At 30.6% G+C, this 14189-nt stretch carries 11 protein-coding genes; all 11 read right to left on the reverse strand.

The window, feature by feature from the left end; genetic code table 11:
- Positions 1–2 precede the first annotated feature (2 nt).
- The 11 genes from L21TH_RS05940 to L21TH_RS05990 all read right to left on the reverse strand — a co-directional run bounded on the left by L21TH_RS05940 (position 3) and on the right by L21TH_RS05990 (position 14095).
- Positions 3–1934, reverse strand: coding sequence for an aconitate hydratase (locus tag L21TH_RS05940; protein ID WP_006311786.1), 1932 nt, complete (start codon positions 1932–1934; stop codon positions 3–5).
- An 18-nt stretch (positions 1935–1952) separates the two neighbouring features.
- Complete coding sequence (locus tag L21TH_RS05945) at positions 1953–3332, reverse strand: beta/alpha barrel domain-containing protein (RefSeq protein WP_006311795.1); 1380 nt, start codon at positions 3330–3332, stop codon at positions 1953–1955.
- Positions 3333–3845: 513 nt separating this feature from the next.
- Entirely contained in the window at positions 3846–5090 is a 1245-nt protein-coding gene (locus L21TH_RS05950) for a M16 family metallopeptidase (RefSeq protein WP_006311797.1), read from the reverse strand.
- A gap of 158 nt (positions 5091–5248) precedes the next feature.
- A complete protein-coding gene (locus tag L21TH_RS05955; RefSeq protein WP_006311798.1) occupies positions 5249–6037 on the reverse strand; it encodes an ABC transporter ATP-binding protein in 789 nt (262 codons plus the stop codon).
- 12 nt (positions 6038–6049) lie between these two features.
- Positions 6050–7105, reverse strand: coding sequence for a FecCD family ABC transporter permease (locus L21TH_RS05960; RefSeq protein WP_006311800.1), 1056 nt, complete (start codon positions 7103–7105; stop codon positions 6050–6052).
- A gap of 13 nt (positions 7106–7118) precedes the next feature.
- Positions 7119–8366 (reverse strand): helical backbone metal receptor, encoded by a 1248-nt coding sequence (locus L21TH_RS13755; RefSeq protein WP_006311802.1) that lies wholly within the window; start codon positions 8364–8366, stop codon positions 7119–7121.
- A 24-nt stretch (positions 8367–8390) separates the two neighbouring features.
- Positions 8391–9437 (reverse strand): pyridoxal phosphate-dependent aminotransferase, encoded by a 1047-nt coding sequence (locus L21TH_RS05970; protein ID WP_006311805.1) that lies wholly within the window; start codon positions 9435–9437, stop codon positions 8391–8393.
- Positions 9438–9453: 16 nt separating this feature from the next.
- On the reverse strand, positions 9454–10410 hold the full coding sequence (gene cbiB / locus L21TH_RS05975; RefSeq protein ID WP_006311810.1) for an adenosylcobinamide-phosphate synthase CbiB: 957 nt from the start codon (positions 10408–10410) through the stop codon (positions 9454–9456).
- A gap of 2 nt (positions 10411–10412) precedes the next feature.
- A complete protein-coding gene (locus L21TH_RS05980; RefSeq protein ID WP_006311811.1) occupies positions 10413–11903 on the reverse strand; it encodes a cobyric acid synthase in 1491 nt (496 codons plus the stop codon).
- Between the two features lie 30 nt (positions 11904–11933).
- Positions 11934–12779: a YitT family protein gene (locus L21TH_RS05985; RefSeq protein WP_006311812.1), complete on the reverse strand. Its 846-nt coding sequence runs from the start codon at positions 12777–12779 to the stop codon at positions 11934–11936.
- 83 nt (positions 12780–12862) lie between these two features.
- The gene (locus tag L21TH_RS05990) at positions 12863–14095 is read right to left on the reverse strand and encodes an aspartate-alanine antiporter-like transporter (protein WP_006311813.1); all 1233 of its coding nucleotides are present in this window, start codon (positions 14093–14095) and stop codon (positions 12863–12865) included.
- Positions 14096–14189 lie beyond the last annotated feature (94 nt).

A 14189-nucleotide genomic window follows, 5' to 3' on the forward strand; every position in this document is an offset into this window, starting at 1 on the left:
AGTTATCTATATTTTTTCATTAAATTTAATAATCCTCCAGCCTTTAAAATATTTTTTTGTCTTTCTGTAACATCTAACGTCATAGTGTATTCAACATTCTTGGTTACATTTTTTACAATAATCACGCCTTTGTCGATGCTCTCTAAAATATTTTCAATTGCTAAATCATTCATTATGTCTATATCTTCATAATCCTTTTCAGATTCGAAGGTAAGTGGTAAAATTCCGTTATTAATCAAGTTCTGTTTGTGTATTCGTGCAAATGATTTAGCTAGAACTGCTTTTATTCCTAGGTATAATGGTACTAATGCAGCATGTTCCCTACTAGAACCCTGCCCATAATTTATACCTCCTATTATCATTCCACCACCTAATTTTTTTGCTCTTTTAGGAAAATCTGAATCACATGGGGTCAAGCAATATTCGGATAGATACGGTATATTAGATCTGAAAGGCAAAAGTTTTGCATTTGAAGGCATAATATGATCAGTAGTAATATTATCTCCTACCTTTATAAGAGTTTTACCGCCTACTTTATCTTTAAGAGGCTCTGTCTTTGGAAAAGGCTTTATATTTGGTCCTCTTATTACCTCTACATCATTATTTTCAGGTGCAGGTGAAATAATTAAGTTATCGTTTATAAAGAATTTTTTAGGCATATCGATTGCATTTATTTTTTTATCTTTTAAATAGGTAATTGGGTCTGTAATATATCCTGTTAATGCAGATACTGCAGCTACTTCAGGACTTATTAAATAAACATCTGCTGATACTGTTCCTGACCTGCCTTTGAAATTTCTATTAAATGTTCTTAACGAAACTCCATTAGTATTAGGAGCTTGTCCCATACCAATACATGGTCCACATCCACATTCGAGTACCCTAGCTCCTGCTTTTATCATTGTAGATAATGCACCGTTATCCGCGAGCATATTTAGTACCTGCTTTGAACCCGGTGATATCACTAGTGAAATGTTCTCTGCTATAGTTTTGCCCTGTAGAATCTGTGCAACCTTCATTAAGTCCATATATGAAGAATTTGTACAGCTTCCTATGGCTACTTGATTAACTTTTTTACCTTCTAATTCCTTAACTGTTACTACATTATCAGGGCTATGGGGACAGGCTATCAATGGTGTTAATTGATTAAGATTAATCACTATTTCTTCATCATAATGTGCTCCTTCATCAGCTTTTATCTCAACAAAGTCTTGTTCTCGTCCCTGTGCCTTTAAAAACTCATAGGTAACTTCATCAGACGGAAAAATCGATGTAGTAGCACCAAGCTCTGCTCCCATATTTGTTATTGTAGCCCTTTCAGGTACAGTCAAGTTTTTAACTCCTTCGCCACAATATTCAAATATTTTATTAACTCCACCTTTTACTGTATATCTTCTTAAAACTTCTAATATGATATCCTTTGCTGACACGCCTAGACATAATTCCCCTTTTAGCTCTACTTTTACTATTTGTGGCATATTGATATAATATTCTCCACCTGCCATCGCAACAGCCACATCTAGTCCTCCTGCTCCAATAGCTAGCATTCCTAATCCTCCAGCAGTTGGTGTGTGACTGTCAGAGCCTAAAAGAGTCTGCCCTGGTATTCCAAATCTTTCTAAATGTACTTGATGACAAATTCCATTACCTGGTTTTGAAAAATATATACCATATTTCTTAGCTACTGTTTGTATATATAAATGGTCATCGGCATTTTCTGGTCCTGTTTGAAGCATATTATGGTCGATATATGCTACTGACCTTTTAGTCTTTACCCTATCCACTCCAATAGCTTCAAATTGAAGATATGCCATTGTACCTGTAGAATCTTGAGTCAAAGTCTGGTCAATTTTTATTCCTATTTCACTACCCCTATTTAAACTACCTTTGACTAAATGCTGTTTTATAATCTTTTCAGTTACAGTGAGTTTCATATTTTAACTCCTTTCTCTTTATACTGCTTCTACTTCACCTTTATTAACTAATTCAGGAAAATAAATTTCAACTATTTTTTTAAGTTCCTTATTTCTAATCGAGGACGTTCTACCGTTATCGTATTGGTCATCTATCCATTTTTTTATTTGAAAAACTCTTGGGTCATTTTTCTGTATTTTATCAACACCCTTTATTCTAAAATAGCTATTTATCCACGCTGCTATTCCTGCTAGTCCAGAATACTGATTTACTGCTACTACTACTGGTTTATTAAGTATCTTTTCAGTATCAAAGGCATTATATATTTCTTCATCCTTTAATAAACCGTCTGCATGTATTCCTGCTTTAGTTACATTGAATTCACTACCTACAAATGGAGTACGAGGATGTATTTTATAGTTCATTTCTTGCTGAAAATATTCTGCTATTTCTGTAATTATATTTAAATTCATATTTTTCATAGTTCCACTTAATTGTGCATACTGTATAAGCATTGCCTCTAGTGGACAATTTCCTGTCCTTTCACCTATACCAAATAAAGTTGCATTAACAGATGATGCTCCATATAACCACGCTGTAGTTGAATTAGTAACTACTAAATAAAAGTCATTATGCCCATGCCATTCTAAGCTTTCAGATGGAACGCCACAATAATATTTAAGTCCATGTATAATAGCTGGAATACTTCTAGGTAATTCCACACCAACATAAGGCACTCCAAGTCCTAATGTATCACAGGCTCTTATTTTTACCTCTGTTTTATACTTTCTTGATAACTCCATCAAATTACTCACCAAAGGAATTACAAACCCAAAGAAATCTGCCCTTGTTATATCCTCTAAATGACATCGTGGTTTTATACCACTAGCTAAAGCCTCCTCAGCTATTTGTAAATAATTATTTAATGCTTCCTTTCTATTCATTTTCAACTTCTTAAATATATGATAATCAGAACAAGACATAAGCATTCCTGTCTCCTTTATTCCCATATCCTTTACCAATTTTAGGTCCTCTTTTTTTGCTCTTATCCAAGATGTTATTTCTGGATACTTATATTCCCTATCCATGCAGGCTTGTACAGCTAATCTGTCCTTTTCAGTATATAAAAAAAATTCAGTTTGTTTGATTACTCCAGAATTATTATCTAATTTATTGAGATAATCATATAATGTAACTGTTTGTTCAACTGTAAAAGAGGATAACGACTGTTGCCCATCTCTAAACGTAGTATCAGTTACCCATATACTTTCTGGTAAATCCATTGGTTGATGAACGTTATTAAAACTAACCTTAGGTATTTCAGAATAAGGAAATGTATCTTTAAATAAATTAGGCTTGATTGTATCTACTACACTATAAGTACTTTTCTTAGATATGTTATTATTTGATTTTGCCATTAGGCTACCTCCTTTTCTCCCCGCCCTTATTTGCAAGTTTCATTTCATTTCTTGCAATAAATTTTATTTTTTCATTTGCTTTAATTTGTTTATTTATGCATTATAATATATTTTTATTATTGTAAATAGTATTATTCTCTACTTTTAGGCAAGAGTTGTTAAAAAATATTCGTATATTTTTTATATTTTTGTAATATTTACTTAAAATGATTGTAACATATTTCTATATAAATAACAAGTTATATATGCAAGAAAATTTTGGTTACTTGCATTAAAGAAAACAAAATCGGCTAAAGCCGATTTATTAGTTAGTAGCATTTGATTCAGTTCTTAGTTCTCAGGAGAGTATTAGAAAGAATTGGGCTATTCGCTGTTCGCCTTTCGCTTTTCGATAATAATCTTACAAATATTCTCTCTACCTTTAAAACTTGTATTCAACTTAATTACAACCTATAATGTAAATATACTTTTTTAGTCAATAAAAAAACGGTGGAGCTTTTCCACCATTTTTTGCTAATTTTTATTGAGTAATATATGAATAGTAGGATTATCTAAAACTTTTTTCGCTATTTTATAAACATCTTCTGTTTGAATTTTATCTAATAATTCTAAATCATCTATAAATGCGTCTATTCTTTTTCCCATAAGTTTTTGATGTAAAACATAATTTCCTAACCCTTGTGAGTTTTCTAATATTGATGCAATTGCAGTCTTAATAATTTTTCTCATAAGCTCTACATCTTTTTCATCAATTCTAATCTCTCTATTTTTTATTTTATCTATACATTCCTGTATTATTTCTTTTGCATTATATACATGTTCTTTTCCTACTGCAGTGTATATATATAATGTCTTTATTGACTCAGTAGTATCCATTTGTGAGTAAACATCATATGCTAATCCCTTTTTCTCTCTCAATTCTCTAAAAAGTATAGAATTTGAACTTTCTCCAAGTCTGTGATTTAATATATCAAGTGTTAATTCTTCTAAGCGTGTAAGTCCATGAAATGTATATAAGTATACTAACGTGTTCTGTTCAATGTGCTTTTTATAGGTCACCTTTTCAATACCAATGTTTTTCTCTACAACTACATCCTTCTCAATTATCTCTTTTTTTGTCCATTCAATAAAATACTTTTCTATTAATGTCTTAACATCTTCATGGGCATACGGAGATACAACGCTAATTACACATCTATTTGGTACATAGTATGAGTGATAAAATTCTACTAACTGCCCCCGAGTAAAACTTTTTACTGTACTAACTTCACCTAATATATCATGTCTAAGGGGGCTTTTTTTAAAGGCATATTCATGGGCTTTATTTATACTATATTGCTCTATATCATCAACGCTACTTCTTATTTCTGCTAATATTACTCCTTTTTCCTTTTCAACCTCTTCTTCTGGAAATGTTGAATTGATTATAATATCATACAAAACTTCTATAGATGATTCTAATTCATCAGATAAAGAAGTAATTGAATATACAGTACTTGTATAATCTGTATAGGCATTATATGAGCCTGCTCTTTCCTCTAAATCTTGATTAACCTGTGCGTTATCTCTTTTTTCAGTACCTTTAAACAACATATGCTCTATAAAATGACTAATACCCTTTTCATCCATATCTTCATACAATGAACCAACTTTTAAACCTATATGAATAGATGCAAGCTTTGTTTCCTTTTTTATTGTAACAAGCTGTATTCCATTATCTAATATATATTCCTTAGCATCAAATAATCTTTCTCTCATGCTATACTACTCCTTATTTTGGCATCTATTTGTAATATATTAAAAAAGGTTACTGAACAATTATAAATTAAATTTTAATGTTTGTACATATGTTTTTTGAGAAATATAAAAGCCACTCTATTCACCTATGTGTAAATAAAGTGGCTTTTACTGAACTTTTAAAATACTTCTTTTGGAATTATATATGGTCTACTATCTTCAGACAGTTTAATCAATTCTACATCTACTCCATATACTTCCTTTATTATTTCCTTCGTTATTACTTTTTCTGGCGTATCCACTATTTTGACCTTGCCTTCATGAAGAAGAACTATATAATCACTATATCTACTAGCTAAATTAATGTCATGTAAAGTTGTCAATATAGTTAAGCTCTTTTCTGTATTTAGTTTCTTACATAAATTTAATATGCTAATTTGGTGTTTAATATCTAAATGTGAAATAGGCTCGTCTAAAAGTAATATTTCAGGCTGTTGTGTCAATGCCCGAGCAATCATAACTCTTTGTTTTTCTCCTCCACTTATTTCATTTATGTTTTTTTCTTTTAAATGCCAAGTTGAGGTGTTCTTCATTGCTTTTTTAGCAACTTCGATATCTACCTTTTGCTCTTGTTGAAATTTCTTTAAATATGGAAACCTTCCCATTAATACAATGTCAAATACAGAAAAATTAAATCTTATGTCATTTCCTTGATGTACTACAGCCATTTTTTTAGCTAATTCCTTATATTTTATTGTTCTAACGTCCTTATTATCAATTAGTACATTTCCTTTATTAGGCTTTAACAAATTACAAATATTTTTAAGTAATGTAGTTTTACCACTACCATTTGGTCCCAGAACACTTACAAAGCTACCTTTAGGAATACTAAAGTCTATGTAATCTAGTACTTCAATTGCTCTGTCATAGCTAAACTCTAATTCCTTTATTTGAACTGAATTTTTCATATATATACCCCGCTATACCAATTTTTTACTTTTGCTCTTCTTTAATAAATACAAGAAGAATGGGCCTCCAAATATAGAAGTTATTATACCAACTGGTATTTCTGCTCCTTCTAAAGCTGTTCTTGCTATTGTATCGCAAGTTACTAGAAAAATTGCTCCTCCTACTAATGTAACAGGTAATAATATTCTATGGTCTGCACCAAATATTAATCTAAATAAATGTGGTACAATCAACCCTACAAACCCAATAATACCACTTACTGATACTGCACAAGCTGCAAGAAAAGATGAAACCACAAGGATTAGTTTCTTAGTACGTTCTACATTGATTCCAATGTTTTGTGCATCCTCTTCCCCTACAACTATAGCGTTCATTTCTCTAGATAAGGATGTTAATACTATTAATCCTATTATTGAAGGAATTAATATTACTATTATCTGTTTCCAATTGGCTCCATTAAAACTTCCCAATGTCCAAGAAATAATATTGCCTAATTCATCATGATTAAATATCATCATTAATGAAATTATAGACGATAATAAGGAGCTCATAACTATACCAGCAAGCAAAATCGATGTTGTCGATATCCTATTTCCATTTCTGGCTAGATTATAGACTATAATAGTTGTCACCAAAGCTCCAGCAAAAGCAAGGATAGAAACAAAACCAAATCCCCAGTATCCTGTATTTAATCTTAAGATTATTCCAATAGTAGCTCCAAAAGCTGCTCCAGATGATACCCCCATAACATAGGGTTCAGCCATTGGGTTTTTGAAAATAGCTTGGTAGGATGCACCTACTAAGGATAGAATCGCTCCTACCAAGCCTGCTAGTATTATCCTAGGAAGTCTTAGATTAAGTATAATAAATACATCTGATTTTTTTATATCGCTTATATCTACTTCTTCTCCTATTAGCTTTATCTTACTTAACAATATTTTGGCCACATTAGAAACAGGAATATTTACTGTACCTAATGACGTAGATATTAAAACTAATGCTATTAATACTATTATTAATAAACTGATATATACTTTATGTAATCTTCTATTATTAATATATGACATTTTACACACCACTTTAGAAGTTTAATTCTTCAATCTTGTTTTCATGAAATATTTCTAATAATAGTTTTAATCCTTCATTTACTGCCCTTGGTGAAGGTCTACTGAATATATCAGGATTTACTATTACAAAATTCTCCTCCTGAATAGCTGTTAATGCTTTATAATTTTCTCCTGTTTTCATCGTGTCATACGCAAACTCTGGTCCAAACATAATTTCTGGGTCATGCTGAATTAACTTTTCTAAGCTATACTTCCATCCAGTTACATCATCAGCTACGTTTATTCCTCCTGCAATAGAAATAAACTCTGAAATAAAGGTATCTCTACCTGCACTATATTCCCCCCACTGACCTGTTCCTACTACATAGTAAGCTGCTGGTCTTTGATTGTTTGGTATATACTTTGTAACTTCTTTTGTTCTCTCTACCTTAGCTTTCAGACTCGAAACTAATGCCCTTGCTTCATACTTTTTATTTACTATTAAACCTAAGTCTATAATGTATTGATACATTTCATCAATAGAATTAGGTGAAGATTGTGCTACTATTGATATTCCTGCTTGTTTAAATTTATTTAATACCTCCTCTTTATAGTGAGTTGCAGCTATAACCATATCTGGTTGTAATCCAATAACTGTTTCTATATTAGGGTCTGTCATATTACCAACTTCTTTTATAGATAATGCTTCTTCTGGGTAATTACAATATTGAGTCCTTCCCTTTATTCTATCTCCTGCTCCTATTGCGAATAAAGTTTCAGTAACACTTGGAGCTAATGACACTATTGATTCAGGTTCTCTGTCAACAGTATATTTATTATCACCATCTGTGAAAGTTATAGGATAACTAATTTCATCTATTTTTTCTGCAATAACTTTTTGATTTTCTCCATCCCATCTTATTTCGTATCCTACTGTTTCTAGTATAAACCTTAAAGGAAGATATATTTTCTCCTCTTTTACGTAAGATGTTGCATCTAAAGTTAATGGTACTCCATTAACTGTTACATCATTAGAATTTAAAGTAAACTTGATTTCTACCTCTTCATTCTTAACTATTGCTGTATCACCTGTTTTAAAAGCTTCAAGACCAAATTGTTCTAAACTGTTCTCTTCAACATACGTTCTTCCATTTTTAAGCTCTGTTATTATTTCCTTATCTTGACCATCTAAACTCAAGTTTACTGATGAAGCAAATGATATTGTTGAAAAAGCAACTAAAAACACTAATAATAATGATAAAATTTTTACATTACGTTTCATATTTGCTCCTCCTTTTATTTTTGTTTAGTTTTGAACATAATTGTTCAAAATTTTTATCAATTTAACATTTTCATGATGACTTCTAACTGCAACACGGATATATGTATGATTTAACCCATAAAAGTCCTCACAAGTTCTAATATAAATATTTTCATTTAATAAATCTTCTTTCATCTTTGTAGCACTACCCTTTAACAGCTTACATAGAAAATAGTTAGCTTCACTTTTATATACATATATATTTTCTGTGGCTTTTAACTCGTTAAATAGATATTGTTTCTCTTTTGTATACCATTTTTTCGTTTGTTCTAAATATTCATAGTCTTTTAGCAATATAGGTATTGAATTTAATGCAAAACTATTAATTGTCCAAGGCTCTTTTATCTTATTCAACCTGAATATAAGCTCTTTATTCCCTACACCATAACCTAGTCTAAGTCCTGGAATTGCAAATATCTTTGTCATAGACCTTATAATAAAAATTTGATATTCATTTATTAATGATATATAAGAACTCCCATTAGAAAAATCAATAAATGACTCATCAAGAAACAAACAAGCATTTATTTCCTTAAGCTTATCTAACACTATCTTAAATTCCTCTATATGGGTAAATGTTCCCGTTGGATTATTGGGATTACATAGTACAATTAAATCTGGTTTTATCTCTTCGATTTTTGATAATAATCTATTCAAATTAATATTAAATCTATTTTCAGGGTTAGTTAAAATATTATGTACTTTGCAATCAACCAGTTTTAAAGCTCTTTCATATTCAGTAAAGGTTGGTTGTATTATCAAAGCTTTTTTAGGTCTCATAGCCCTTGTAAACAAATATATAAGTTCTGTTGCTCCATTTCCTATAATAATTTCTTGCTCATTAATATTCTCATACTCAGCAATTAAACTTTTCCCTTTCCCTCCATCTATTTCAGGATATCTTACTAGTTCTACGAATCTATCACTTAGGTGGTGAATTAATTTTTTGGGTACTCCAAGTGGATTTACATTAACACTAAAGTCTATTACTGTATCTGTTTTTTCACCAAAGTATCCCCCGTGTTTATTCAAACCTATCACCCCCTTTCTATATGAAAATCATTAATAATATTAAAAGTATAAAAATACATTGTGCTCCATACATAATTTTGATAGAATCCACAATATTTATTGCTGTTAACTTTTTGTTTTTATCACCAATAGTCGGTTTATAAAGTATTTGTCCGAAATATGTATTACTTCCCCCTAATTGGACATCAAGTAATCCGGCAACAACTGACTCAGGGTATCCACAGTTAGGACTTTTATGATTTCTTCTATCTCTAATTAGAATCTTAGCTCCATTTATAACGTTATATCTAAATATAAAGCCTGATAAAAGCATTAAAATACTTCCAACTCTAGCTGGTATAAAGTTTGCTATATCATCTAACTTAGCAGATGCGTAACCTATATCCTTGTATGATTCTTGAATATATCCAACCATAGAATCTAAAGTGTTGATAGTTTTATAAAGAATAATCATATGAACTGGATAACCTATATATACACCGACTATAAAATAGAACATTGGAGCTAATACTCCATCTATTGTATTTTCTGCTACAGTTTCTACCGCCCCTCTAATTATCTCTTGATAGTTTAAATTGGTAGTTTCACGTCCTACTATATATGAAAGCATTTTTCTACTAAGCTTTATATCATCTGATTTAACTGCTGTATAAACTTTTTTAGCTTCCACATGAAGACATTTAGTCGCTAATGCTGTATATGTAAAATATATTGAAACAATACTATTAAACACCGGGTGAATAATTTTAGTTACTTCCGATAATAAAGTTACTATAAAAACTACTGTAATCAATGTTAATGCAGTTAAAAAAAAGCCTCCAACTTTTAGATTAAACCACTTTTGTTTTCTAATAGCTTTTTCATATACCTTAATAACACTTCCTATATATCGAATGGGATGTGGCCAATTAGGAGGGTCACCTATTATAATGTCAAAAATGATTGCTATTAGTAATATTTTAATCCAATCCATATCTATAACCCCATTATCTTTTTTATAGCTTCTATATTTACATTTTTTCTAACAGCATCAGCCAATTTATCATATTCTCTTTCCTTGAAATCCTTATAATTTTGTAAACAGTTGTAATTTTTTGAATTCTTTTTCTTTCTTAACATGCTAATAATATTTCTTCTAAAGCTATCGTTGTCAAAAACACCATGTAAATAGGTTCCAAGCACGTTTCCATCTTCATTAACAGCTCCATCTAACCTACCATCTTTTAATTCAATTACTGGTTTGCTGGTGCCAACAATATTTGTATCTCCCATGTGTATTTCATATCCAGTTACTTGTTCATTTTCTCGTATGTTAAATTCTTTAAGATAATTAAGTGTTTTTCCATTCACTTGTCTTGTACTCTTCTTTTTTAGCATAGTGGTTTTTATATCAAGTAAGCCTAGTCCATTTATTCTTTCAATACTAGACTCTACACAATAAGGGTCCTTAATCTCTAGTCCTAGCATCTGATATCCACCGCATATTCCTATAATGGGTATACCTTGTTTATGCTTCTTATATATTTCTTTATCTAATTCATTGTCTAAAATATGTCTTAAATCGTTTATTGTATTTTTACTTCCTGGTAAAATTATCAAATCTACATCTTCAAATTGCTGTTTATTATAGACGTACTTGACACTAACCCCTTTTTCTAATTCCAATGGAGTAAAATCTGAAAAATTAGATATATAAGGTGTCTTTATTACTCCAATAATTATTTCCCCATCACTTGAATTGTGAAATCTAGTTGTTACACTGTCTTCATCATCGATATTAATTTCTATATATGGTACTACTCCTAAACATGGCTTTTTAACCAACTCTTCAATTTTCTTAATTCCTGGATTTAATATTTCAATATCTCCTCTAAACTTATTAATTATAAATCCCTTTATCCTATCCCTATCCTCTTCTGATAAAAGCATGATAGTTCCATAAATTGATGCAAATACCCCTCCTTTGTCAATATCACCAACTAAAATAACTGGAGAATTCACCATTTCTGCTAAACCCATATTAACTATGTCATTATGTCTTAAATTAATTTCAGCTGAACTTCCTGCTCCTTCTATAACGATCGCGTCAAACTCTAAGTCCAGCTTGTTATATGAATCTAGAATAATTTTCTTAATAGAATCCTTTTCTTGATAATACTCTGATGCCTTCATGTTTTTATAAACTACTCCATTAATTATGACTTGACTTCCTATGTCACTTGTAGGTTTTAGTAATACTGGATTCATTTCTACTCTCGGCTGTATCCTTGCAGCTTCAGCTTGAACCGCCTGCGCTCTTCCTATTTCCTTTCCATCAAATGTAACAAAGGAATTTAACGCCATATTTTGTGACTTAAATGGTGTAACCTTTAAACCTTCACTATTTAAAATTCTACATAAGGCAGCAGTTAACACACTTTTTCCCACTGATGATGCTGTACCCTGCAACATTATGTTTTTAGCCAATAAACCAACTCCTATCTTAGTAAAATATCATTAAGTTAAACTAAAACCTTTCCCTAATACTTCTCTAACATTTGAAACTGTAACAAAAGCACTATTGTCCTTATTCCTAATATATTTTTTTAGTTTAATAAACTCTTTTTTATTTAGCACTGTAGTTATTACAGTTCTATCCTCTTTGGTATATGAACCTTCGGCTTTATATATAGTAGCTCCCCGATTTAAATCTTTGTTTATATATTCCTTTATTTCCTGCGGGTAAGAAGTAATTATAGAAACATTAATTTTCATATTTAGACCTTCAATAACGTAATCTATAACAAATGCATTAATAATAACTCCAAGTAGTGCATATAACCCAAGTTCTAACCCAAATGTAATTCCTGCTAAAAAAGTTACAACAAAATCAGCAAGTAATAGTGCCTTTCCAATATCAATTGCAAAGAATTTATTTAATATCTTAGCTACAATATCAGTTCCACCAGTTGATGCATTTTGATAAAAAACTATTGCCATTCCTATTCCCTGAATAAGTATCCCAAAGGTTAAATTCAAAAACATATCATTTACTAAAGGTTCCTGAATATGTACTATACCTTCTATTGACCATATAGCTCCTGACAATGCAAAGCTAGCATATATTGTCTTAGCTCCAAATTGAAAGCCTATTAAAATAAAACCTACAATAAATAGTATTAAATTTAGAATAAACATAAACGCTCCAATAGGTATTTGAGGAAAAACATTATTAATAACCATTGCAAGTCCTGTTACCCCTCCAACTGCTAAATCTGCAGGTACTAAAAAAAATGAAAGTCCTAACGCTACTATAACAACCCCCAAAGTTATAATAATGTAGTCTTTTATAAGTTTTTTCAAATTAACCCCCTCCGTTTGAATTTTTTCCTCTTACAGCTCCTTTATAATGTACATGTCAAATTAAATAATGCTTTATATTAAATTTAAACAGATAACCTCAGTAAAAATAGAATAAAGATAATCATTCCAAATAATGCAAATGGATAGGTAGCAGCATATCCTGCAGCTACATCATCGCTATTTACTGAATCAATTGCCGCTCCTAATCCAGGTGTACTAGTCATTCCTCCACAAAGAACACCTGCAAGCATAATCCAATTTATTTTAAATAAATATCTGCCTATTGCAAATCCTATTAATATTGATACATTAGCACATGTAAGTGCAATTATTAATAAATAAACTCCTTCGCCTTTTATGGAGGTTATAGTCGAGTATCCATATCTCAATCCCACAATAGCAAGAAATATTGAAAGGGTTAGCTCTCTTATAGCACCTAGAGTTTTAGGACTCATTCTAAAGTTCATAAAGCCAATCTCTCCAATATGTCCTAGAATTAAAGCTGATATTAGCACACCACCTGTAGATCCTAAACTAAAGTAACCAATTGTATTTCCCATATAAACTTCAATTTGTCCTATTAGAAAACCAACTAAACACACTAAAATAAATGATAATACATCAAAACGATTATATTCTGAAATTGACTGTTCTTCATCGTTTTTCATTATCTGCTTAAAAAACTCTTTTTCTTTTTCTATATCAATATTAAAAATCATGGGGAAAATCCTCATAGCAAAAATCACTACACTAACCCCTGGAATATAGCCTACTGCATAACCAAGTCCAACCATTGCCTCTGTTTCCTTTCCAAAACTAGATACTGATTCAAGTGCTGCTGCTAAGCCTGGAGAACTCGTTAAAGCACCTACATATGTTCCTGCAATGGCATAAATGTTTGTATCTCCACCAAACCTACTCATTATATAGCAAGTTGCTGCACCAGTAAAAGTAATAATAAATCCAAGTAAAACAAATTTTAATCCATATTTCTTTATAACTTTACCGATGTCTTTAGACGCTAGTAACCCAACTGATGCTATAAAGCATATCAATGTAAAAAGGAATAACTCTCTTGGTATCATCCCATTTAATAATATTTTTTTAACATATAAAGGTACATTTTCAGTATGTTCATAAGGAAGAATATATTTTTTATAAACAACCCATCCTATAAATAAGCCTGTAAATAATCCTCCTGAATTCCCTAGTTTAAAATTTTTTATCTTTATCCTTCCAATAATTAATCCTGAAATAACTGATAAAAAAATCAGTACAAATGGATTAGTAATAAATTGAGTATAATTAAAATTCATAGTTATTAAGCCTCCTTTAAATTAGCAAACAAAAAACACCCTTGGAGGAACTTAAGGGTGTTGTATACAAATAAGCACAAAAACAAACGCATAT

The sequence above is a fragment of the Caldisalinibacter kiritimatiensis genome (assembly GCF_000387765.1).
GTDB classification, from domain to species: domain Bacteria; phylum Bacillota; class Clostridia; order Tissierellales; family Caldisalinibacteraceae; genus Caldisalinibacter; species Caldisalinibacter kiritimatiensis.